The organism is Paenibacillus sp. JNUCC 35, assembly GCF_058269095.1.
Window position 1 is genome coordinate 5,748,853 of sequence record NZ_CM177771.1, and the last position, 23,930, is coordinate 5,772,782.

Sequence of the window (23,930 nt, forward strand, 5' to 3'; positions counted from 1 at the left end):
TTCAGAGGAGCGCGTTCAGACAGCTTGCACGAGATACCCGGCGGATAATCCACTCGAATTCCACTCAAGTATACGGACTGCTAGAAGAAGTGTACATGGCGTCAAACCAAATGGCAAGCGACATAATGCTCGCCCCCCACATTGCGGTATTCCGGAACGGCCTCCTTGCATACCGCCTTCGCGAACGGACACCGGGTATGGAATTTGCAGCCGGAGGGCGGATCTACCGGACTTGGAATATCTCCGGTCAGCACGATTCTCTCCCGGCGGATCTCCGGATCGGGAATGGGAATGGCCGAAAGCAGCGCCCGCGTATACGGGTGAAGCGGATTCGCAAACAGCTCGTCGCGCGGAGCCAGCTCCATCAGGGAGCCGAGGTACATGACGCCGATCCGGTTGCACAAATGCTCCACGACACTGAGGTCGTGGGAAATAAAGAGATAAGTCAGATCCTTCTGATCCCGTAAATCGCTGAACAGATTAATAATCTGGGCCTGAATGGACACGTCCAGGGCGGATACCGGTTCATCGGCGACGATGAAATCCGGGTTTAGAATAAGCGCCCTCGCAATGCCGATCCGCTGTCTCTGCCCGCCCGAGAACTCGTGCGGAAACCGGTCGATATGATGCGGAGCCAGTCCGCATACCGACATGATCTCCAGCACCCGTTCCCGGATCTCCGCCTTGGAGGCGAGCCCGTGGTCAAGCACGGCTTCCCCGATGGCGTCCCCTACCCGGATGCGGGGATTTAGGGAGCTGTACGGGTCCTGGAAAATGATCTGCATGTCGGTGCGGAGCGTGCGCAGCTCCGGCTTGGACAGCGAGAAAATATCGCGGTCCTTGTAGATCACTTCACCGGCGGTTTTGTCCGTCAGACGGAGGATGGCCCTGCCGGTGGTGCTTTTGCCGCTTCCGGATTCTCCGACGAGGCCGAAGGCGTCGCCCTTGTTGATCGTGAAGCTGATATCGTCGACCGCTTTGACGTGATTCACTGTCCGGTTAAGAAAGCCGCCGGAAACCGGGAAATATTTTTTTAAGCCTTTTACTTCAAGCAGTTTCGTACTCACCGGACTCCCTCCTCGTATAACCAGCAGGCCGTTCTGTGACCTGCGCCCGTATCGATCATCGGAGGCTGTTTCGTGCGGCAGATCTCCATGCAGTGCTCGCAGCGGTCGCTGAAATAGCACGATTCTTGCAGGTCCACCAGCTTCGGCACCTGCCCCGGAATCGTGTACAGCCGTTCCTTGCGCTGGTTGACGACGGGCTTGGCCCGCAGAAGCCCCTGCGTATACGGATGCTTCGGATTGCGGAACAGATCCAGCACCGGCGATTCCTCGATGACCTGACCGGCGTACATGACGACGACATGGTCGGCCATCTCTGCCACGACCCCCAGATCGTGCGTGATCAGCAGGATCGAGGTGCGGCGTTCTTCCTTGATCTTGCGCAGCAGATCGAGAATCTGCGCCTGGATCGTCACATCGAGCGCCGTTGTCGGTTCGTCGGCGACGAGCAGCCGCGGATTGCAGGAGAGCGCGATGGCGATCATGATGCGCTGCAGCATACCGCCGCTCAGCTCGTGCGGGTAGCTGTCGTAAATGGACTCGGCGCGTGCGATGCCGACCATCGTGATCAGCTCCAGCGCCTGCTTCTTCGCCTGCTTCCGGGAGACGAGCTGGTGCTCGATGATAGGCTCGATCATCTGCTCGCCTACTGTGAGCACCGGGTTGAGCGAAGTCATCGGCTCCTGGAAGATCATCGCGATCTCATTGCCCCGCAGATGACGGATGTCTTTGGGCCCCGCCTTCAGCAGGTCCTTGTCGTCGAACCAGACCTCTCCCGCGACCGTCTTCCCGCCCGGCTCCTGAACGAGCCTCATCAGCGACATGGCGGTGACGCTTTTGCCGCAGCCGGATTCTCCCACGATGCACAGCGTCTCTCCTTCATTCAGGCTCAGACTGACGTTGTCTACGGCTTTCACCGTTCCTTCATCGGTATAGAAATGCGTACTCATCTGTTTAATTTCAAGCAATGGTTTGTTCATTGCGCTCACCTGCTTTTCATTTTCGGATCCATGGCGTCTCTCAGTCCGTCACCCAGCAAATTCACGGCAATGACCGTGATAAAGATGGCGAAGCCCGGAGGCGCCCACAGCCACGGCCGCTTCTGGAAATCGATCAGCGAATTGGCCGCGTCGATCATGTTCCCCCAGGAGGCCGTCGGAGGCACGACGCCGAGCCCGAAGTAGCTCAGCGTCGACTCGCCGATGATGGCCCCGCCAACCCGCAGCGTCGCGACGACAATGAGCAGCGGAATCGTATTCGGCAGCAAATGGTGGAACAGTTTGCGCCGGTCCCTCAGGCCGAGGGCATCGGCGGCCTGGATGAATTCGCGTTCGCGCAGGCCCAGAATCTGGCTGCGCACCATCCGGGCGAGTCCCGGCCAGCCCACCAGGCTGAGCATGATCATGACGATGTACAGCCGGTAATCGGACGGCACTTTCCATTCGGACAGGACGGCGCCCATAATGAACAGCATCGGCAGTTCGGGAATCGTCATCAGCACGTCGGCGACGCGCATAATGACTTGATCGACGACTCCCCGGTAAAAGCCCGCGAGGATGCCGAGCACTGATCCGATCAGGACGGACAGCACCATAGACGCGAGGCCCACCGTAAGCGAGATGCGGCCCGCCTGCATAAGCCGGGTCAGAATGTCGCGGCCCAGCTGGTCCGTACCGAGCCAATGCTTCAGGCTTGGCGGCGCCTTAATCAGACCGGCATCCACTTTACCGGAGCTGTACGGCGAGAAAAACGGGCCGATGAAGCAGAGCAGAAATATAAAAATAAGAACGCCCAGACCGAGCATGGCCATCTTGTTCTTCCTGAGCCTCAGAAACGACTGTTTCCACAAAGAAGACTTAGGAGCCGACGGCTGTCCTGCGGCCGGGTTTATCGTATGTTGAGCGCTGACTGGCATGCAAGAGCCCTCCTATTTCAATCTTACGCGCGGGTCCGCCACGCGGTAGAGCAGATCGGCGATCAGGTTGCTGATCACGGTCAAGGTCGCGATAAAGATCGTGAACCCCATCAGGACCGGATAATCCCGTACGGAAAAAGCCTGCATGTACACCTGCCCGATCCCCGGCCAGTTAAAGATTTTCTCCGTAATGATCGCTCCTCCGAACAAGGAAGGGATCTCGAAGCCGAGCAGGGTGATGGCGGGCAGCAGCGCATTGCGCAGCGCGTGCTTGTATACGACCGTCTTCTCCTTGAGCCCCTTGGCTCTTGCGGTCCGGATAAAATCCTGCTTGATGACCTCCAGCAGATTCGTCCGGAAATACCGGGTCAGCGATCCGACGCTCAGCATCGTCAATACGGCAACCGGTAGAGCCATGTGTCGAACGACCTCCCATGCGTAAGCCAGACCGGTCGACGTGCTGCCGGTCGTGGTTTTGCCTCCCGGCGGAAACCAGCCGAGGTCGACCGCGAGCAGCTTAATAATGAGCAGCCCCACGAAGAAGGCCGGGAGCGACATGGCGGCGAAGACCAGAAACGTAATCAGGGCGTCAAACCAGGAATACTGCTTCGTAGCCGAGAAAACCCCGATCGCTATCGCGATCAGCCACGTGAAAATCATGGAGGTGAACGCGATCAGAAAGGAGTTGCCGATAAAGTTGACGACCAGCGAGGTCACCGACTGCTGGTACTGCAGCGAGAAGCCCAGATCGCCCTTCAGCAGATTGCCGAGCCAAATAAAATAACGTTCGACGACCGGCTTATCCAGCCCGTACAGTTCTTTCAGCTCGATTTTTCGCTCCATCGACAGCTTCGGATTGGAATCGACGAAGTCGCCGGGCGTCAGCGCATACAGCATAAAAATGAGCATGGATGCCCCGATCAGGGTGATTAGCATATAAATCAATCGTTTGATTACGTAAGACTTCATTGTGTACCTCCCAAGAAAGATGCCCAGCCTGTAAGCTGGGCATGACTCTTTCCGCTATTGATAGGATAGAAAAGACTACTCGATCTTCAGCTTAGGCAGGCTGGAGGAAATGCCCGTGTAGCCGTTCGGTTTGAAGCCTTCGATTCTCGCGTTATGCGCGGAAATGATTTTCCGGTACGTCAGCAGAATATACGGCGGATCGTCGGACAGTTCCTTGTACAGCTCTTTATAAGTCGCTTTTCTCTGCTCGGTGTCAAAGGAAGAGATTCCTTTCTCGATCAGCTCATCCACTTTCGGATTCGCATAGCCGTTCGTATCGGTGAAGCTGCTTTTGTTCTTGGAGTAGAAGCTGATAACACCGTCGGACGGATCGGTCAGCATCGTGGTCGAGAAGGAAGCCAGATCGTGATCGCCTTTGCTTGTTCTCGCCAGCAGGGCGTTGTAGTCCATCAGTTCCGTTTCGAGCTGGATGCCGATGTCCTTGTAATTTTCTTTGGCAATCGGAACGAGCACGTCGCTGAGCGGGCCTTTCGTCGTGAAGTAATGGACAACCAGCTTCGCGCCGTCTTTCTCCCGAATGCCATCGGCTCCCGGTTTCCATCCCGCATCGTCGAGAAGCTTCTTCGCTTTTTCCTGATTGAACTTGAACGTATTGACGCCTTCTTCGGTATAAGCCCAGGAAGCGGGAGAAATCGGCACGTTCGCTACCTGACCGTAGCCCTGGTAGGCAGCTGCGACGATTTTCTCGCGGTCGAGGCCGTAAATAAACGCCTGACGGACGTTTTTGTCTTTAAAAATCGGCTTGCTGTGGTTGAACTTGATAAAGCTGTAAGCCGTAGAAGTATAAATGTTTACGTTCGCGTAGCCGAGACCTTTGAGAAGCTCCAGGCTGTCGTCGTTGGCCGGATAAGCGCTGTAATCCACTTCTCCGGTCTGGAAGAATTGCGTCGCGTCACCGGAGGTCGTTTTATAAATAAAATGTTCCACGGACGGCTTGCCGCCGAAGTAGTTTTCGTTCGCGATAAAGCGGACTTCCTGTCCCGGAATGAATTTCTCCAGTTTGTACGGGCCCGTTCCTACCGGCTTGGTATGGAGCGTTTTTATATATTCAAGATTGCCCGGCGTGTAGTTTTTGCCGTAGTAGGCTTTGGAGAGAACCTGGCCGCCCAGCAGTTGAAGAGCTCTGGCGTTAGCTTTCTCCGTCGTGATTTCGATCGTTTGCGGATCAATGACCTTGATGCCTTCGATTGTGGAGGCTTTGCCCTCTTTATAAGCCTGACCGCCTTTAACGGCCGTTTCCGTAATATCCGTTTCACCGTCGTAAGCTTTGTCGTAGAGCACGCTCAGGGTGAACGCTACATCATCCGCGGTCAGCGGGGAACCGTCGCTGAATTTAAGGTCTTTTTTAAGATGGAACGTATACTTCAGCCCGTCCTGGGAGATGTCCCATTTCTCGGCCAGAGCCGGGATCGGCTTACCGGTTTCGTCGATGTCGACCAGCGGCGAGAACATGACCGAGGTTACATTGCCGTCATAGCCGTTGTGATAGAAATAAGGATTGAACACTCCGCCGGGTTCCGTGAGCGTAACCACGACCGTATCCTTCCTTGCGGTAGCGGCGGCCGGCGACTTGGATTTGTCGGTTGCGGCAATAAATTGATCCGCACCCGTCTGCTGTTTGACCTGGTTGTCCGTTTTCGGCGCTTCCGATGCGCCAGGTGTCCCGGAGCTGCTGCAAGCCGACAAGGCCAGTGAAGCGGCCAAAATCAGACTAACTGCGTATGAAGCTCTTTTTTTCATGATAGTTCCTCCCCGTTTTTCAGCTGCATCCCATCCGAATGCCAAATTCTTAATATCCCATTGGTAAAGTAGGAATTAATCTTATCGCCATTATAGGAGGATTTTTTGGTTCTGTAAATAGGGAACTTAAAAAATTTTCTCCAGAAACAGTACTAATAAACACTTGATAGATATTATCCGCCAACAAAATCATTGTATGGGCGTTTTCTCCTTTAGCGGTTTATACTACAATCTGTTAAGGAGGTGCTGTATCTAAATGGAATTCATAGAAACAGGACTAAAACTATTTGTTTTTATAATAGTTATTTCACTATTCTTTACTTTAGTAGGGTTCCTAGTCAAAAAATATCTAAGTGACTTCTTTCAAGGTTTTTCTGAAATAATAATAAAAATATTTAGTTCAATTAAAGAAATTTTTAGAAAAACGGGCTAACCGTATTGTTAGTCCGTTGAACCTGCTGAGAAACTTAGCTACTCTAAGCATACGTCCTCTAATTTCCATTAGCGCTTCAAGTTCTGCAATATGCAGGCGTTCTTTTAAAACCGTTTCACATTTTTGACCGCTTACGCCGAATGATAACCGAATAAAAGCGGCACAAAAAAGACCCCCGGCCGTAAAAAGCCGGGGGCTTTGTTTCGTCGGCGGGCGGCCTTCGAAGAAGGCGCCTGCTTATTTAATTTGCGGATTCCGGCGCGTCTAGGTACACGTTCGGGCCGGTATTCCTCTCGGGTTTCCGGCCCTGTCCCCGGTCAGCCGTTATCCCGCAGCCTCTTCCGAACCCGGCGCAAGCTTGCTCCCGCCGCGGAAAAAGGCCGGCAGCCGCATGTGAACGAACTCGGCCGCCAGCAACGTAGCCGTCAGCCCTGCCAGGGACACGGCAACCGCGAGCGGAATATCCCAGATGCGGGGAGTCACCGTAAAGAAAGGGATCAGCGAAACGGCGAGAATCGGCGGCGCGTTCCACGTGGCCCTATTTAGCCAGATGATAATCAGCGTATTGACGAAGAGCGCGAAGATGCCGGGAATGAGGTGGTAAATCAGGGTGCCGACGACCGAGGCCAGCACCGCACCCGCCGAGATAGATCTCATGGCCTTCGCGGTGAACGGGCGGGAAATAAACAAAAAGCTGAAAGCGCCTAGCGCCGGAAAAAACAGTCCGTGCATAGCCGGGTAGTGCTTCGAAATCCCGTAGATGACCATGATGTAGAGCGCTACACCGATTATTTTCACATTCATGACGGACGGTTCCTTTCTCAAGCGAAAAACACCAAGTCCCGAAAGCGGGCTTGGTGTCTTCCTCTCCTTATAGCTAATTTCAAGGGTTTCAGGAAGATTTACGAGTTTCTTTGAAGTTCATATTCGTTCTGATGCAGCTCTTTAATCATGTTTCTCAGAAAGCTGCTTTCCTGCATACCGAGACCTTTCGTATTGTCTTTTGCAATCATGTCTCCGATGGTACGCTTTAAAATCTCACTGCGCCGTCCCAACATTTCCGCATACGTCAATCCAAGTCAACTCCCGGTTCGTTTATTCGTGTGTAAAACACTCTTATAAGTATAAAGAAGGAAGCCGGCTTTGGAAAACGGACTCAGCCCCCCTGACGCAGGCTCACCCGCGCTCACCCCCGAAGAGCCTTACTGAGCCGTGACGTTCGGAAACATCCTCCGGTATCCTCCCCTATCCTGCCGAGAATCCCGCGGGTACGGACGCAAGGCGAGCCGGAAACCTACTCAAGCCCGCTTCTCAGCCGCTCCACAAACGTCTTGGAAACCCGCGGGAAATGACGTCCTTCCGAACGTACCCAGCCCAGGTAAACCGGCTGCCCCGCCTTGAACTCCAGCTCCGCCGTCAGCATGTTGACTTCCGTGAACAAGGGGGTCCATTCCCGCCGGAAGGAATAATCCATCCCCACGGTTACCGCATTCTGCTCTTCCACCGCCTTGCGGATGGCGTCCGTGTTGTTGGTCGTGAATAAAATGTCCACCTCGCCGTGCTCCGCGGCGAACCGGTTCATAAACCACCGCACGTATTCGTCGTTATACAGCACGACAGGCTGGGTTCGGAGCATTTCGGGCGTGACGGCACCCCGGTAAGCCAGCGGAGACTTATCGCTCATGCCCACGACCATTTTTCCTTCCAGCAGCCGTTCGAAGGTCACACCCTCGCTTTTTTTCAGCAGACTCTCGAACAAAATGATAAAACCGATGTCCAGCCGGTTATGGCGGATGTCATCGAGAATTTCCTGCGAGCCTTTCTCGGCGATTTCCATCCGCACCAGCGGGTAATCTTGCTTGAACCCCGCGACGGCATCGACCAGAAGGGACATCGGCCCCGGAATGGTGCCCATGCGCAGCTCCCCGCTCAGCGTCTCGCCCCAGCCCCGCGCGGTTTCTTTGAGCTCGTCCAGCTTGCTGAGCACTTCAAACGCCTTGCGGATGATTACCTTGCCTTCGGCCGTCGGAACCGCGCCCATCCGTGAGCGCGCGAACAGAACGACCCCGAGCTCGCCTTCCAGGTGAGTGATGGACTGGCTGACCGCGGACAAGGACACGTGCAGATTGCGTGCGGCGCTAGTGATCGATCCCGTTTTCGCCACTTCAACGATGTATTCCAACTGCTCCAGATGCAAAATTCCGCCCCCTTCCTTAAGCACGGCTTAAGTATAGCTTACTAAGTTTAAATAGTTCTATAGGAATAAAAGCGATACAATAAAAGCAAGATGATGAGGACTTGCCCCATGGCAGGACCTCCCGGATTACACGGCCGTAACGACCGTTCACCCTATTTATGAAACGGAGAGATACCTCATGAGATTTACTGATAAAGTAGCCATCGTAACCGGAGGAGCCAGCGGAATCGGAGAAGCGACGGTCCGCCTGTTCGCCCGGGAAGGCGCCAAAGTCGTCATCGCGGACTTTTCCGACCGCGGTCAGACCGTAGCCGACGAGCTGAAAGCGGAGGGCCGCGAAGCCCTGTTCGTCAAAACCGACGTCACCAAGGAAGACGACGTTAAACATATGGTTGCCGAAACGGTCAAACAATACGGCAAGCTGGATATTTTATTTGCCAATGCGGGCATTGCCAAGGACAGCCCCGCCGACAAGCTGAGCTGGGAAGCCTGGCAGAAGACCATCGACATCAACCTGTCGGGCGTGTTCCTCAGCGACAAATACGCGCTGGAGCAGATGCTCGCCCAGGGAACCGGCGGCGCAATCGTCAACTGCGGCTCCATCCACAGCCACGTCGGCAAAGCCGGCGTCACCGCGTACGCTTCCGCGAAAGGCGGCGTGAAGCTGCTCACGCAAACGCTGGGCATCGACTATGCGCAGCACGGCATCCGCGTGAACGCCGTATGTCCCGGCTACATCGACACGCCGCTGATCGCGGGACGCACCCAGGCCATCACGGACCACCTCACGGCCCTGCATCCGATGGGACGTCTCGGGAAGCCGGAAGAGGTTGCGAAAGCGGTGCTGTTCCTCGCCAGCGACGACGCCTCGTTCGTGACCGGCACGACGCTGCTTGTGGACGGCGGATACACCGCCCAGTAACGCGCCGCACGATTCGCCGGATTGATATTTCCCAACGGGGACTATCAGCCGGGTTTCATAAACCTTAAACCTCCTTAACCGTTTGCCCGGTTAAGGAGGTTTTTTTGCGGGCGGAAGCGAGGTCCACCCGCCCGAGCCGGGGCTGCCGGGCCCGGGTCCGTCCTGCCGGCTCGCGCAGGCTCTCCCGGCGCGCGGGCCGGTATAACCGCGCCAAAAAGGCTCACGCCCGTCAAACGGGGTGAGCCTTTTTGTGGCCCAAGCGGCGGCTATCCGCCTCGGGCTCCGCATGAAGCGGACAGCGCTATGCTCCTTTTTTCACCGCTAAGCTTCTTCGTGCTCGTCCATAAACGGCTTGTTCACGTAATAATACATCACCGCCATCAGAATACCGCCCCCGATAAGATTGCCGAACGTCACCGGGATCAGATTATGGAGAACCCCGCCCCACGAAATCGTATCCGGATGCTCGACCACCAGCGCAATCGCGAACGTACACATATTGGCAATGCTGTGCTCGTAACCGGAGATGAAAAAACAGAACACGAACAGCATCATCGCAAAAAGCTTCGCTCCGTCCCCTTTGAGCGACATCGGAATAAAAAAGGCCAGACACACGAGCCAGTTACAAAGAATAGCCCTGAAAAAAAGCTCTAGCGAAGGCGCGTTCATCTTTTTTTCCGCCACGCTCAGAAGGAATCCGTTCACGTCATGCTCCCTGAACAGCCCCGTTGCCAGAATCAGCAGCGCGAACGCCACGGCTCCGAGAATATTGCCTCCGTAGCTGGTCAGCCATAACCGGATGACCTCCGGCCAGCGCAGCTTCCGCCTTAGCGCGGCAAACGTATAGTAGAACGTGTTTCCCGTAAAAAGATCACCGCCGCCATACGAGATCAGAATAATCGCGGCGCCGAAAGTGATCGCGGCCATCGGATAGGTGAACGGGGAATGTTCCAAATAGAAGAAACTTCCCGTCTTGAACGCGACGATAACCCCGAACCCGATAAACATACTCGCCAGCGCGGAACGGGATAAATAGCGGAGCTTGCTCTGCTTGTAAATTTTCATTTTTTTCATCGCCAGCTTCTCAACTTGCAGCAGCGGCTGTACTTCCATAGCCCGGTCTCTCCCTCCACGGCAAATCCACCAGTTGTGCATATTTTCCATTCCTATGTAGCTTATTACGAATTCTCTATTTAATAAAGGGCTATATGAAGAGCTCGTGCCAGGCTATTAATCGGGATAAGAGATAATGATATAAAATCTAACCAGTTCATCCGTAGAATTGATATAAATGTGTTCGGTATTCGCGTTAAATTTAATCGTTTCATCGGGGGTTAATTCAAACTTCTCACCTTGAACATCAAGTGTAAGTACACCGCGTTGTAGAAGTACATATTCCTCGCCTAAATGCTTTTCGGAAACATGACTAAAACCGGGTTTCAGGTCTACCGTGAAAACTTCAAACTTTTTGTCCGGATTAAAGGGGAACATAGAATACACAAGATAATTTCCGTCATCATCGATCAACGGGTTCAATTGGTTGATGTTTATTTTTTCGATTTGCGGCTTATCCGTTTCCTTTAAAAAAACGGAAAAAGATACGTGCAACCCATTGGCAATTTTCCAGAGAGTGGTGACAGTCGGATTCGATTTTCCGTTTTCAATTTGAGCCAGCATCGCTTTACTGACCCCCGTTAATTCCGCCACGCTATCTAAGCTCAATCCTCTCTTTTTTCTCAACTGGGCAAGATTATGGGCGATAACCTTTTGAATAAACTCCATAAAACGTCTCCTTGACTCTCTTTTTTGTTTAATATAGCATACAAATATACAACATAACATACAAAAAGGTGAGGATACGATGCATGAATTATCTCATGAAATGACTAACGAAGAAAATCTCACTACCTTCTCCCAAGGCGTAAAAGATTGCATTCCGACTTTATTCGGTTATATCAGCGTTGGAATTGCCATGGGCATTGTCGGGGTATCATCCAATCTAAGTATACTAGAAGTTACCCTTTTATCGGCATTGGTTTACGCTGGAGCGTCTCAATTCATTATTTGTGCATTATTAGTTTCGGGAAGCCCTGTTTCAGTCATAATATTTACAACTTTCGTTGTGAATCTTCGGAATTTTTTATTGAGTATGACATTGGCTCCCCGCTTTGCGAAATATTCTTTATTAAAAAATATCGGGGTTGGAGCGTTCGTAACGGATGAATCGTTCGGTGTAGCCATGAATAAGATTGCCAAAAGAGAACCGATAAATGTCCAATGGATGAACGGACTGAATGTAACGGCGTATATCTTCTGGGTTTTATCTTGCATGTCGGGGGCTTTCTTTGGCAAATGGATTTCAAATCCGGAAGTATTCGGTTTAGATTTTTCTTTGACAGCGATGTTTTTGGCGCTGCTTGTTTTGCAATTACAAACTATTAACAATGGAAAGTTGAAGTTTTATTTAGCCTTAATTATTTATGTCGTTATATTGATGCTGGTTCTATGTATGTTTATTCCTTCTTATGTAGCCATCATTTTATCAACGATTATTGCTGCAACTATCGGGGTGGTAAAAGACAAATGAGTATCCAGATATCCTTTTTATTCATCATTTTGGGGTGTGCCGCCGTAACCTTCCTTCCGAGAATTATCCCATTTATCGTTATAAGAAATATTAATCTTCCGAAAGTTGCAGTCAAATGGCTTTCGTATGTTCCCGTTTGTATTTTTACTGCGCTTATCGTCGAGAGTTTCATTAAGGAAGATGAATCGTTACTAGCGATTGATTGGAGTGTTCTCACGGCTATCGTACCGACTCTTCTTGCGGCCGTATGGACGAAGAGTTTATCCGTTACGGTTATAGTTGGAATAGTGTGTATGGCTGCCGTCAGGTTTTTGATTTCATGAAAAAAGGATAGGACAAACAAAATTTCTATTTGTCTCTCTCCTCTTCTTAAAGTCTCTTTCCTTTATTTCAAGTGTCTTAGGGCTGAATCAAGCTTCCAGCAAAATATCGAGCCGGACCTCACGCTGACAGAGGTAGACCGGTCGATCCGCCGCCGCGCTTTCAGCCGCTTATTCCACCCAAGTTTTGCGCAGCTCGTCAAAACTTGCCCTGCAGCTTCATTCCATACGTCGAGGTAGTTCTCGAAGATGGTGTCACCGCGCTGGATCATGAACGCTTTCTCTCTCTTTGTGAAGGTGTTGTCGAACAGAGCTGCATAGAGACAAAAGAGACCCCTCTTCCACCTCGTACGGCAGAAATGAAGAGTCTCTTCTAAATAATAAAGCTATCTAGCCGGAGTGCCTTGGCAAACGGTTTCCTTGCCGGTCCGGGCGGATTCGTAGGTTCCCAGTATGATCTCCAGCGAATGCCTTCCCTCCGTTCCGGGCACGATGGGCTCTCTGCCCTCACGGACAGCGAGTGCCATGTCCCGGATCTGGATCCGATGGCCGTCGGGAATGACCTTGAACGGTTCGAATTCCGGGAGTTCCACAGGCTCCCCGTCGATTTTAAGCGCCACGATATCGTCGTCTTCGATCACCAGGGAGCCCCTCTCCCCGTGAATTTCGATCCGGTGCACAGGCCCCAGATGCGCGGTGGTCGTAATTTCAAGCAGTCCCAGCGCGCCGTTCTCGAACTGAAGCACCGATACCGCGGTATCTTCCACCTCGATATTTCTCAGAACGGCTTTGGCTTTGCCGTACAGGGAAGCGACGGGGCCCGCCAGCCACTGGAGGAGGTCCACCGTATGAATCCCCTGATTCATCATGGCCCCGCCCCCGTCCATCGCCCAAGTGCCGCGCCAGCCCGCGCTGTCGTAATATTCCTGGCTGCGGTAAATATTCACATAGCCCGAGCATAGGCTGAGCTTGCCCAGCCGGCCCTCCCGGATCAGCTCCCGGGCATACAGGGCCGCCGGGGACATCCGGCGTGGGAATACCGTCGAGAGGAGAACGCCGTTCTCGCGGCTTACCCGGATCATGTCGTCGAAGTCTGCCATCGTAATGGCCATCGGCTTCTCGACGAAGACATGCTTGCCCGCTTTGGCGGCCTGCACGGCCTGCCCGGCATGAAGCCCGCTCGGCGTACAGATGCAGACCACGTCCAGATCGTCGCGGGCCAGCATCTCTTCGAGGCTCTCGTAGACCGCGGCCGAGTAGGTCTGTCCGAAACGGGCCGCGGTTTCCGGCACGAAGTCGTACACGGCGGTCAATTCCGCTTCCGGGGTCTCCTGGATTCCCTTGGCGTGAATGTCGGCGATGATGCCGCATCCGATAAGGCCGAACCGGACTGGCTGCGCCGTAACCGGTGTTGTCATAAGAAAGTCACTTCCCTTTCGATGGTAGGCTAATTTCCGCCGGGAGCGGACACGGATGAAGAGGATGGAGATGCCGGTGTCGGCGCTGCTGGCGATGCAGTTGGGGATACCGGTGCTGTCGTTGTCGGTGCTGTTGTCGGTACCGACGTCAGTGCCGCTGCCGACGCCGTCTCCCGGAGCAGCTGCCGGACCGCGTCGCGGTCATGGGCAAGCTGCTCCAGAGGTGGATACGGGGCGAAACATTCGAGCGTCACCCAGCCCCCGTATCCCGACTCCGCCAGCGCCTCGAAGAGCTCCCGGTGGCCCACTTCCCCCTCGCCGAGGCGGCACTGGAGGAAATGCTCTTCCCCGTGGCGGGTGACGTTGCGAAACGTCCCCGGCCCGCCCGCCTCGGGGATTCTTTTCTCGTCCTTCACATGGACATGGAGCAAGCGGCTGCCCAGCCCCGTAACGGAAGCGCGGCCGAAATCGGTGTCGCTGATGTACATGTTGCCCGCGTCGTGAATCAGTCCGACGTTGTCTTCACCGATCATCTCCAGCAGACGCAGGGAGCTCTCCACGGTCTCGATCAGGCTCACATTGTGAATCTCCAGCAAAATTTTCTTCTCGTGCCTGCGGGCTTCCGCCGCACATTTTTTCAGCCAGTGGGCCGCCTTCTCATAATGGTAATCGGCAGCCAGGAAAGCGTTGGGTCCTCCCGGAAAAATCCGGATCATGTCCGTCTCCAGATAATCCGCCCGCTCCAGCAAGCCGAGAAACTCGTCGTAAGCGGCTGCGCATTCGGGATCGCCCGATTCGGAAAACCGCCCCATGTAGCCGCCGAGCACGGGGATATCCAGCACATGCTCATCGGCGAGCCTGCGGATCTCTTTAACCCTTGCAAGAGAGGTCTGAGGCGAAAGATGGGGCTCCCGGCACGCGATTTCGATCCCGTCGAAACCGAGATTCGCCGTGATTTTCATCGCTTCCTGAATACTGTACTCCATGAGAGCCCCGCTAAATGCCGCGATTTTCATAAGGGAGCCGTCTCCTTTCACTTAATGCCCGAGGCACTGTGGTTCTGCACGAAATACTTTTCCGCGAACAGGAATACGATCAGAATCGGCACCAGGCTGAGCAGAGCGGCCGCAACCATCAGCTGCTCGTTGCCGAACCACTGGCCCCCGAGCGAAAGAATTCCGATCGGAAGCGTAAACTTATCGTTCGAAGTCAAATAAATGACCGGCGTCAAAATTTCGTTCCATTTGCCCATAAACGTAAAGATCGCCAGCGTAGCCAGGGTCGGCCTCGCCATCGGCATGAAGATCCGCCAGTACACCTGGATCGGGTTGCAGCCCTCCAGCTTCGCGGACTCCTCGTATTCCTTCGGAATGTTCATGAACGCCTGCCTCATCAGGAAAATGCCGAACGGCTGCGCGAGCCATTCGATCACCCAGAGCGGCGTCAATGTATCGAGCAGTTGCAGCTTATTGAAAATAATAAAATGCGGGATGATGATGACGACCGGCGGGATCATCATCGTTCCGAGCACCATAACGAACAGCGCGTTCTTAAGCGGAAACCGTAGTCTGGCGAACGCATAGCCGACCATGGAGCACGAGAGCAGCGCCCCTATCACCGACAGCAGGGCAACGGTAAAGCTGTTCAGCGTGTACCCGCCGATATTGCCGAGCTTCAGCACCTCCGCGTAATTCGACCATTGAAAAATTTCCGGTATCCATTTCGGAGGTACGGACGTGTATTCTTTATACGTTTTGAGCGAGTTCATCAGAGCCGTCGCAAACGGGACGATCATCACCAGCGACGACAAGATAATGGCCGTATAACGGAGAATCGTCGGCAGCCTTTTATGTTTCATACAGGGTTCTCCTTTCCGGCGGCGGAACCGCACCAGAGTCCATTCCGCAAGGCACGGTCAATCGTAGTGGACCCATTTTTTCTGCACCTTCATTTGAATCAGGGTAAGCGTGAACAGGATCATGAACAGCACCCAGGCGATAGCCGAGGCATAGCCCATCCGCATGAAGGTGAAGCCCTCGCGGTACAGATACAGCATCAAGACGAGGCTCGAATTGTTCGGGCCGCCGGCGGAGCTGATGTCTCCGCCTCCCGTCAGAACGTACACCTGCTCGAAAGCCTGGAAGGTGCTGATCGTGCTCAGAATCACGACCAGGAACGTCGTCGAGGAGATGAGCGGAAACGTAATCGACACGAATTTACGCAGTGTACCCGCTCCGTCTATTTCAGCCGCCTCGTACAAATCCTGGGGCACGCTCTGCAGACCGGCCAGATAAATGACCATGATGTAGCCGATCCCCTTCCAGACGGCGATCAGAACCAGCAGCGGGATAACGAGCTTCCCGTCCTGCAGCCAGCGCTGCGGATCGAGACCCAGCGAAGCCAGAATCGAGTTGGCGAAGCCGAAACGGGGGTTGAAGATGGCGTCAGACACATACAGAATGACCGTCCACGAAGAAATCACGGGGATGAAATGGGCCATCCGGAACAGCTTCAGCCCTTTCAGCTTCTGATTCAGCACGACGGCCAGGATCAGCGCCAGAATCGTCTGGGCCGGCACGAACAGAACCGCGAAATACAGCGTGTTCCACAGCGATTTCCAGAAGAGAGCGTCTCCGAACAGACGCCCGTAGTTGTCCAGTCCCGTCCATTTCGGAGGGTTCATCATGTCGTATTGCGAGAAGCTGAAATAGAGCGAAGCGATAAGAGGCCCGGCGACGAATACGATAAAGTGAAGCAGGTAAGGGGAGACGAGCAGCAGTCCCCACTTCCCCTCCTGATCAAGTTTTCCAAGCTTTCTTGCCGGGGTCTGAGCTTTCGCATAGGCTTTGCCGCTTACGGTATCGTTCATAGAAAGCCCGACCTCCCTTCCGTAAATTGCGGTTTACTTCTTATAAAAATCATCCAGCACCTTCTGCACCGCCTTGTCGGCATCCGCCAGCGCCGCGTCTATCGGGGCGTCTCCGAGGAAAGCCCGCTGCGCGTTCTCGTTGAACTTCCCGACCCACTCTTCCCATACGGCGTTGTTGTCGAGCGTCTTGGCGAAGTCCAGGCTCTCGAGGAACGCCTTGCGGTTAGCCGGCTTCTCGCCCGCTTTCAGGAATACGTCGGAATTCGCGACGGATTTCTTCACCGGAATCGCTTCGCCGAGCGCCGCCCATTCTTTCTGGACGTCGTCCTCCGTGGCCCAGTATTTGATCCATTCCCAGGCTGCCTGCGCCTTGGCGTCCGCCGACTTCTGGTTCACGACCCAGGAGTTCGCGATAACCGGCGACACCCGCTTGCCATCGGGCCCTTTGGGCAGCAGCGTGACATCGTAGTTCAGCTTCGCTTCGTTGGCGGCCAGCACGCGGGCGTAGATGCCGATACGCATCGCCGCAGAACCGCTCGGGAATACCGCCATGGAGCTCTGGAAGCTTTTCAGATCCACCGGATCGGTAATAATGCCCTTCTTCATGCCGTCCACCATCCACTCGAACGCCTGCTTGTTCTGCGGGGTGTTGATGATCGACTTCTGTGCCGTCTCGTCCAGAACGCCGCCCCCGTAGGATTTCATCACGGAGAACCAGCCTTCCGTAATGCTGAAGAAGGTCAGCCCGAACTGGTTGACGTTCTTCGGATCGAAGCCGGATTCGTCCGCCTTCTTGCCCTTGGCGTCAAGCGTAAGGAGGGCCGCATTCTTCTTCAAGTCTTCCCACGTCCAATTCTCATTGGGGTAGGCCACTCCGGCTTTGTCGAACAAGTCCTTGTTGTAGAAAAGCGCTCCCACCTGAATGCCCTGCGGCACGGCCCAGTACTTCCCTTTGGCGTCTTTGTTGAAATCCAGCCCGTAGTAGTCGTCCTTCTTCAAATCTTTGCCGATCCATTCGGTGAGGTCTTTAACCGCGCCCCGCTCGGCGTATTTCATGACATAGACTCCGTCCGAGAGCCACACGTCCGGCGCCTGGCCGGCCGCGATCTGCGTATCGAGCTTCTGGTAAAACTGCCCGTAAGGCGCACTCTGGGTGTTTACTTTGATGTCCGGGTGCTTCTTCATAAACTTATCGATCAGTTCTTTCATCTTCGCATCCGACTTCCCGTCGGAATAATAACCGAGCAGAATTTCGACCGGCTTGCCGCCGTTGTCTTTGGAATCGCCGCCCGTACCCGTCGTTTCCGCCGTCCCTTTCGAGCAGCCGGCACCTACCACAGCCAGTGTCAATGCCGATAGAAGCACGGTCGTCCAAGTCTTTCTTCTCATCTCTCGTTCAGCCCCTTGTCTCTTCAAAATGAGGTTGTTCGTTTGGTGGTTGACCACCGTCATGTGACGCCAAGCATCGCCCGCCGGGAGCCGCGCGCAGCGTGTCGTTCGCGCGTTGAAAGCAGCCCAGCGGAATCTGCCGGCTCTTGGATGTGTCCGTTAGCCGGGCCGGTCCGGGCCGACCCGTAAATGCCTTAAACGAGCCTGCCCTACTCCTCCGCGCCGCCCCAGACGGCCGAAGCTTCACGGGGCTTATCGTAGGCATGCGCCCAGTAATAGCCGCCCGCCATCACCCGCCGGGGCGCGAAGCCGATCTCGCCGGACGCGGCCTGGACAAGCTCCGACACCGCGGTGAAAGTCCCGTCGCCGGCGGACCGGCCGTCCACGTACTTGCCGCCCATCCGCGTGAATCGCCCGTGGACCGCGGCCGCGACGGGTTCACCCGTCCGCATGTCGGCCGTCTTCAGCCGGACCGTGGCTTTCGTGCCGTCGTACGTCACCTGCATGCCGTCCACGATCATCGGCTTCAGGCCGGTGACGCCCGTCTTCGCGGATACTTCCGGCGAGGCCGGACCTTCGTTCCCCGACGCATCGACTGCCGCCACACGGTAGTAGTACACCGTGTCCGGCAGGAGACCGTCGTCCTTGAACGTCAGGCCGCGCGCGGTGCCGGCCAGCAGCTCCTCCGCGGGCTTGAATCCCCGGACCGTGCTCCGGTAGATCTTGTAGCCCTCGACTTCCATGTTATCGGAAGCCCGGCCGTAGGCCAGATCGATCCGCTGGTAGTCGAAAGCGGCCGCTTGGGGCTTGCCTTTCACTCCCGAAGGAGGCCGGTTGTCGGCCGGCGGCTGCCAGAAGCGGGCGCCGGGACCCCAGGCGGAAGGCAGCGCGCGCAGCGTATCGTAGTGATGCAGCGCGATTCCGCCGAATGCGGCGTTCCCCTCGAACGCGGCGTACACTTTATCCAGCTCCCGCTCCATATAGGAGCGCCCTTCTTCGCTGAAGGAGATCGTTTCCGGATCTCCTCCGTCCACGATGTCTTTGGTCTCTACGCCGAGGATGACGGAGTTCGGCTTTCCGATTTTATTGGCATAGTCAATCTCTCCCTGCGCCTGCTGGATGATGCCGACACTGCCCTCGGCCTGATCCCGGTAATCCATGATGGCGATATAGTCCGCCGTATCCTGGATATGCTCGGACAGCCATTTCGTCGAGCCGTTCCACGTAATGCTTTTCGCCGTGTCCGACGAATCGTACCATCTCGGGATAGCTGGACCGACCGGCAGAGACAGGCCCGACGCCTCTTTGCGCTCCATCAGCGCAGCGAGCATATCGAGGTATTGAATCTGAACGTCCGGGTAGCCCGTTTTAAAATCCGGCAGCGAATACGGCTCCGTGTCAACGTTCACTCCGTCAAACTGTTCCGCAGACTCGGAAGCCAGGTTATAATTCAGCACTTTCTCGAATTCCCGGAGCGCTTCTTCCCTATATCTCGGATAAGTTCCGAAGTACGGCGGAACCGTGCCTCCCGCTATCAGCGCCTGCACGCGGTAGCCTTGGGCATGAGCCCATCGCACGAAATCCCGCACCTTGGGCCTCTCGTCCTCCAGCATGTCCGTGCCCCCTAATTTGTCGACCCCGAGATAAAGCGTCGTAACGGGGTCCTGCCCAAACGTCTTCGTATCCTTCGCCATCGCATCGAGCACTTGGCGGGAACCCGGCGTCTGGATGAGGTTGTAGGACGCGTTCTCCCAGATCCACATGGCGCGGTCCTGGCGTGGAAGCACGGTGACCGGCTTCGTTCCTTCCCCTCCGCCCGTCTGAACGTAGGTCGTCAGGCTCCGGCCCGTATGGCCGCGGACGTCGGTTGCTCTGGCCTCGATGCTGTTCGTTCGGCTCCCCGCTTTCTTCGTGTCCCATTTGTAGATATAGCCGCTTCCCTTCTTCTCGGCCCGCATCCAGTTCCCCCCGTTTATGCGCACCTCCACGGATTTAACCGGACTCGCGCCGTAAACATTCACCGTTACGTCGGCAGTGCCGCTCACCTTATCACGATCCGCAGGGCTCAAGATCGTTACCTGCGGGACGCCTGCGGCCGGATTATGCACCGTCAGCCGGGTAAAGGCCGACCAGGCGTTGTATCGGGTCGCCGTATCCTTCCCCCTGGCGATCAGCTCGACTTCCCCGTCGTATGCGGTCGTATCCAGGTCATAATACCAGGTGCCCGCATCATCTCCGTCGGGATCGTCCATGTGCGCATCCGCCACTTTTTGCCCGTTGATCACCAGCTCGACCTCGTAAGCTCCCGCATAAGAGCCGCCGATTCTTACTGTACCGACCTCCAGCCGGCCTCCGTCCCTGTGGGAATCGATCGTCAGCAGCGAAGCCGCATTCCCCCTGGACACCGGAAACGTCATTAAACCAAGCAGAAGAACCAGTGCGAAAAGAGAACCTTTTTTCCAGCCGTTCCATACGGATGTCACGGAATCAACCTCCTTGTCGGATTCATGTTCGTTTTACGGCCCCGGCAGGCGTCTATCTTATTTCGCGCTTACCGACAGGCTCTTTTTTAACGGACCGATAAAAATAAAGCGTTTTCAATGTGTAGTTGTAGTATACGAGATGAAAAAGCGGCCCCGCATGGTTTTTTATTTACAATTGGTGTTTTTTTGCTACACTATTTTTAACTTGGACTATGAAAACGGAAAAGGGGTGTGACGATGAAGACCCGGAATTCCCAACGCAAAATCATTTCGATCCACCGGCGGCTGTTTATTCTGATCATTTTCTTCATCGCTCTGCCCGTCTTGGTGATGGGCTGGCTCTGGTACGAATCCTCCACCCGCACGATCGAGCAGTCCGCCATCGAAACGAACCGGCGCTTTATCGAACAAACCGGAAAAAACCTGGACTTGTATATCAAGAACTTGGAAAATTCCACCTATCCCATCGTAACCAGTCCCTTGACCCAGCAGTTTCTGGCGCCTGCTCTGCCCTCCGCTTACCCGTATTACCAGCTTACAGAAAAAGTCGAAAACGATCTGTTCGCGCAAATGATCTACGGACGCTCCGATATTGTCGGCATTTCCCTGGTCGGCAAAAACAGCCTGCAGATCAACGATTTCAGCGAGGCGAAAGAAATTCTGGATATGAACACGATCCGCAGTCGCAACGCGGACCTGCTGAAAAGGCTGGACACCCTCGGCAATTTCGAGATCCTCGGTTTAAACCGGGTCGGCTCCAGCCCCGTTCTGACCGTTGCGCGCAAGCTGCACAGCAGCTCGACCTATTTGTACGAGGGACTTCTGATCGTCGATCTTAATCTGGAGCAGATCGAAAATATATGCAAAGACGAATCGCAGGGAAGCTTCAGCGCCTGGATCTCCTCCGCAGACGGAGAGCTTGTCTACCATCCGGACGCCTGGAAAATCGGTACGCGCATTTCCGGGGAGCAGCTGCTTCGGTTTCAGGGAGGGGAACACGCCTCCGCTTCTTTTTCCTTCCGGACGGATACGCCTCAGGGAGAGGAACTCGTCATTTATGAAACCTCCCGGGTGACCGATTGGATCGTCGGGGCCAACATTCCGATGGAGACCATTATCGGGAATCTGATCCGCCTGCGGAACATCTCTCTTGCGGCTGCGCTGCTGCTGTTCATGATTGCGCTTTCAATCGTGGGCGGCTACTCGCTCTCCATCACACGCTCCCTGACTTATTTGCAGCGATTGATGGCAAAGGTCGAGAACGGCGATTTTAATGTCCGGCTTACCTCCACGCGGGAACGCAAAGACGAGATCGGGCTTGTGTTCCGCAGCTTTTCCAAGATGGTCAGTGAGCTGAACCGGCTTGTGAGGGAGGTTCATTCTTCCAAGCTGAAAGAGCAGGAGCTTATTATCAAACAGAAGGAATCGGCCCTGCAATCCATGCAAGCGCATATCAACCCTCATTTTCTGTATAATTCGCTGGAAATCATCAATTCTCATGCGATCCTCGAAAATAACCGCAGCATCAGCAAAATGACGGCGGCCCTGGCGCATATTTTCCGCTACAACACGGGAAACGCCGGACCTCTCGTATCGCTCGGCGAGGAAACGGCGCATATCCGCTCCTATCTGGAGATCCAGACTTCCCGCTTCCGCAATCTCCAGGTGGAGATTGACGTCGAGGAACCGTGGGTCCGTACCGTCCCGGCCGTCCGGCTGACGCTGCAGCCCCTGGTGGAAAACGCCTTTATTCACGGCTACCGCGACAAAAAGCCTACGTATATCGGCATTGTCGGCAAGCCCCGTGAAACGTACTACGCCGTCGAAATATCCGACCACGGCAGGGGCATGAGCGCGGAGGCGGCCGGGCGGCTGACCTCGCTGCTTGCCGGTGTCACCGGGGAAGGGCCGGCGTACCCGGAACCGGGCGGCGCTGCTCCGGTTGGCCCGGGCGAAGCTCCGGCGGCCGCTCCCGGCCATGCCTTTGAGGCAGCCCGAGAAGCGGCTGCGTCTTCCGCTGGCCGGGGAACGGGTGCCGCTGCCGGGAACGGCCCTGGAGCAGCCTCCGCATCCGTAAACGATCCGGAGGTGCCGCAGAGACCTGCCTCCGGAAACGACCCGGCTTCGGAGCCCTTAAGCGTCCCGGGGACGCCGCAGAAGCCTGCCGCCGGAAAGGCATGGCCGGATGCGGCCGGGACGCAGGCGGACGACGGCGCGCGCCAAGGCGGAATCGGCCTGCTCAATGTGCATCAGCGCATCCGGCTTACGTTCGGGAAGGAGTACGGAGTCTTCCTCCTCTCTTCCTCTCCCGGCGCTGGAACCTGCTTCGAAATCCGCCTGCCGTATACCAACTAAATCAAGGAGGTCTTGCCATGTATCGGATGATGATTGTCGACGACGAATACATGATCCATTTGAGCGTCCGCAAAATGGTGGAAACGTCCGGACTGGACATTATCATCGCGGGCGAAGCGGAAGACGGAGAGGAAGCGCTCCGGCTGCTCGGGAGCTGTTCCCCGGACATCGTCCTGACGGATATCCGCATGCCCGAACTGGACGGGCTTTCCTTCATCGAAGCGGCGAAAAAGCGGAATGAACGGACCCAGTTCATTATTTTGTCGGGCTACAGCGATTTCGAGTACGCCCAGCAGGCGATCCGCTTCGGCGTTTCGGATTTTCTGCTGAAGCCCGTCGATCCCGACCAGTTCCGCGAAGCGCTCGGACGGGTGTACGATCAGCTCGCGAGCAGTGAAACGAAGCTGTCCCGCCAGCATGAATGGCTGCTGACGCTGCAGGGGCTGAGCGAGGAGCTGCTGGAGCAGATCTGGGCCGCCTGCGAGGACAAAGCGCAGCTTCTGGCCGGGGAGGCGCTCCGGCATTACATGAGCTCGGGCCCGGCCGAGCTCAGCCCTCCGCAGTTTGCCCACCATTTCACGGGCATGCTGGAGACGGAGCTGGGCAAACGGGATTTCCGGTTTGCCCGCCCTTACGCAGACCGCGAATGGCCGGGCCATGCGGCGGATCTCGGGGAGGCCCTGCGCGATGCCTTGAGCGCCATGATCCGTGAAATCAAAGGGACCCGCAACCTCGGGTCCCGGCAGAACATCCACAGGGCGATGCAGTACATGCAGGAGCACTTTGCCCGCGAAGATCTCTCGCTGAGCGAGGTGGCGGAGGCCATCGGCATGTCCGATGCGTATTTGAGCCGCACGTTCAAGGAGGAAACGAACGTTAACTTCGTGAAATACCTCATCCGGCTGCGGATGGAGAAAGCCAGGGACCTCCTGGAGCATACGGATTGTCCGACGACGGATGCCGCGTACCAGGTCGGCTTCTCCGACTACTCCCATTTCAGCAAAACGTTCAAAAAAACGTACGGGCTTACGCCTTCCGAGCTTAGGAAACAAAGCCGGCAGCATCCGAACGGATAGTCCCGCATAAACAGAAGCCGCAAACAGCCCCCACCGCTTGCGGTTTTTTTGCATGGTAATAAAGTGGGAACATCCAAAGCGAACGCCCCATTTCCTGGTAATTTGATTACATTTTCTGGTATCCTGATTATAA

Annotated in this window: 21 protein-coding genes; 5 read left to right on the forward strand and 16 right to left on the reverse strand. The window is 55.3% G+C overall.

Annotation, left to right across the window (positions count from 1 at the left end; genetic code table 11):
• Positions 1-101 precede the first annotated feature (101 nt).
• The 8 genes from AC2TF6_RS26020 to AC2TF6_RS26055 form a co-directional block, all read right to left on the reverse strand.
• Positions 102-1,067, reverse strand: a complete 966-nt coding sequence (locus AC2TF6_RS26020) for an ABC transporter ATP-binding protein (RefSeq protein ID WP_009675723.1) — start codon at positions 1,065-1,067, stop codon at positions 102-104.
• Positions 1,064-2,044: an ABC transporter ATP-binding protein gene (locus AC2TF6_RS26025; protein ID WP_491309132.1), complete on the reverse strand. Its 981-nt coding sequence runs from the start codon at positions 2,042-2,044 to the stop codon at positions 1,064-1,066. Before AC2TF6_RS26025 ends, AC2TF6_RS26020 begins: the two co-directional genes overlap by 4 nt.
• Positions 2,045-2,049: 5 nt before the next feature.
• On the reverse strand, positions 2,050-2,979 hold the full coding sequence (opp4C, locus tag AC2TF6_RS26030; protein WP_491309133.1) for an oligopeptide ABC transporter permease: 930 nt from the start codon (positions 2,977-2,979) through the stop codon (positions 2,050-2,052).
• Between the two features lie 12 nt (positions 2,980-2,991).
• Complete coding sequence (locus tag AC2TF6_RS26035; protein WP_009675750.1) at positions 2,992-3,948, reverse strand: ABC transporter permease; 957 nt, start codon at positions 3,946-3,948, stop codon at positions 2,992-2,994.
• A 75-nt stretch (positions 3,949-4,023) separates the two neighbouring features.
• Positions 4,024-5,748, reverse strand: a complete 1,725-nt coding sequence (locus AC2TF6_RS26040) for an ABC transporter substrate-binding protein (protein ID WP_491309134.1) — start codon at positions 5,746-5,748, stop codon at positions 4,024-4,026.
• 757 nt (positions 5,749-6,505) lie between these two features.
• On the reverse strand, positions 6,506-6,985 hold the full coding sequence (locus tag AC2TF6_RS26045; RefSeq protein ID WP_491309135.1) for a hypothetical protein: 480 nt from the start codon (positions 6,983-6,985) through the stop codon (positions 6,506-6,508).
• 98 nt (positions 6,986-7,083) lie between these two features.
• On the reverse strand, positions 7,084-7,254 hold the full coding sequence (locus AC2TF6_RS26050; RefSeq protein WP_009675738.1) for a hypothetical protein: 171 nt from the start codon (positions 7,252-7,254) through the stop codon (positions 7,084-7,086).
• A 221-nt stretch (positions 7,255-7,475) separates the two neighbouring features.
• On the reverse strand, positions 7,476-8,378 hold the full coding sequence (locus tag AC2TF6_RS26055; RefSeq protein WP_491309136.1) for a LysR family transcriptional regulator: 903 nt from the start codon (positions 8,376-8,378) through the stop codon (positions 7,476-7,478).
• A 178-nt stretch (positions 8,379-8,556) separates the two neighbouring features.
• On the opposite strand from AC2TF6_RS26055, the gene AC2TF6_RS26060 reads away from it, so the two are divergent.
• Complete coding sequence (locus tag AC2TF6_RS26060; protein WP_491309137.1) at positions 8,557-9,300, forward strand: SDR family NAD(P)-dependent oxidoreductase; 744 nt, start codon at positions 8,557-8,559, stop codon at positions 9,298-9,300.
• A 321-nt stretch (positions 9,301-9,621) separates the two neighbouring features.
• On the opposite strand, the gene AC2TF6_RS26065 is transcribed toward AC2TF6_RS26060, so the two are convergent.
• The gene (locus AC2TF6_RS26065; RefSeq protein ID WP_491309138.1) at positions 9,622-10,413 is read right to left on the reverse strand and encodes a formate/nitrite transporter family protein; all 792 of its coding nucleotides are present in this window, start codon (positions 10,411-10,413) and stop codon (positions 9,622-9,624) included.
• A gap of 117 nt (positions 10,414-10,530) precedes the next feature.
• Positions 10,531-11,082 carry a helix-turn-helix domain-containing protein gene (locus tag AC2TF6_RS26070; RefSeq protein WP_491309139.1) on the reverse strand — a complete coding sequence of 184 codons (552 nt, stop codon included), beginning with the start codon at positions 11,080-11,082 and terminating at the stop codon, positions 10,531-10,533.
• A 79-nt stretch (positions 11,083-11,161) separates the two neighbouring features.
• On the opposite strand from AC2TF6_RS26070, the gene AC2TF6_RS26075 reads away from it, so the two are divergent.
• Together AC2TF6_RS26075 and AC2TF6_RS26080 are read left to right on the forward strand one after the other, a co-directional pair.
• Positions 11,162-11,887, forward strand: a complete 726-nt coding sequence (locus AC2TF6_RS26075; protein ID WP_491309140.1) for an AzlC family ABC transporter permease — start codon at positions 11,162-11,164, stop codon at positions 11,885-11,887.
• On the forward strand, positions 11,884-12,210 hold the full coding sequence (locus AC2TF6_RS26080) for an AzlD domain-containing protein (RefSeq protein ID WP_454234883.1): 327 nt from the start codon (positions 11,884-11,886) through the stop codon (positions 12,208-12,210). The genes AC2TF6_RS26075 and AC2TF6_RS26080 overlap by 4 nt, the downstream gene beginning before the upstream one ends.
• 383 nt (positions 12,211-12,593) lie before the next feature.
• On the opposite strand, the gene AC2TF6_RS26085 is transcribed toward AC2TF6_RS26080, so the two are convergent.
• From AC2TF6_RS26085 to AC2TF6_RS26110, 6 genes are all read right to left on the reverse strand, one after another.
• Positions 12,594-13,625: a Gfo/Idh/MocA family protein gene (locus tag AC2TF6_RS26085; protein WP_491309141.1), complete on the reverse strand. Its 1,032-nt coding sequence runs from the start codon at positions 13,623-13,625 to the stop codon at positions 12,594-12,596.
• A gap of 29 nt (positions 13,626-13,654) precedes the next feature.
• Positions 13,655-14,641: a sugar phosphate isomerase/epimerase family protein gene (locus tag AC2TF6_RS26090; protein ID WP_491309142.1), complete on the reverse strand. Its 987-nt coding sequence runs from the start codon at positions 14,639-14,641 to the stop codon at positions 13,655-13,657.
• Between the two features lie 17 nt (positions 14,642-14,658).
• On the reverse strand, positions 14,659-15,483 hold the full coding sequence (locus tag AC2TF6_RS26095; RefSeq protein ID WP_491309143.1) for a carbohydrate ABC transporter permease: 825 nt from the start codon (positions 15,481-15,483) through the stop codon (positions 14,659-14,661).
• Between the two features lie 57 nt (positions 15,484-15,540).
• Positions 15,541-16,494: a carbohydrate ABC transporter permease gene (locus AC2TF6_RS26100; RefSeq protein WP_491309144.1), complete on the reverse strand. Its 954-nt coding sequence runs from the start codon at positions 16,492-16,494 to the stop codon at positions 15,541-15,543.
• 33 nt (positions 16,495-16,527) lie between these two features.
• On the reverse strand, positions 16,528-17,883 hold the full coding sequence (locus AC2TF6_RS26105; RefSeq protein WP_218230859.1) for an ABC transporter substrate-binding protein: 1,356 nt from the start codon (positions 17,881-17,883) through the stop codon (positions 16,528-16,530).
• A gap of 209 nt (positions 17,884-18,092) precedes the next feature.
• Complete coding sequence (locus AC2TF6_RS26110; protein ID WP_491309145.1) at positions 18,093-20,366, reverse strand: Ig-like domain-containing protein; 2,274 nt, start codon at positions 20,364-20,366, stop codon at positions 18,093-18,095.
• A 237-nt stretch (positions 20,367-20,603) separates the two neighbouring features.
• On the opposite strand from AC2TF6_RS26110, the gene AC2TF6_RS26115 reads away from it, so the two are divergent.
• Both AC2TF6_RS26115 and AC2TF6_RS26120 read left to right on the forward strand, forming a co-directional pair.
• Entirely contained in the window at positions 20,604-22,721 is a 2,118-nt protein-coding gene (locus tag AC2TF6_RS26115; protein ID WP_491309146.1) for a cache domain-containing sensor histidine kinase, read from the forward strand.
• Positions 22,722-22,738: 17 nt separating this feature from the next.
• The gene (locus AC2TF6_RS26120; protein ID WP_491309147.1) at positions 22,739-23,797 is read left to right on the forward strand and encodes a response regulator; all 1,059 of its coding nucleotides are present in this window, start codon (positions 22,739-22,741) and stop codon (positions 23,795-23,797) included.
• Positions 23,798-23,930 lie beyond the last annotated feature (133 nt).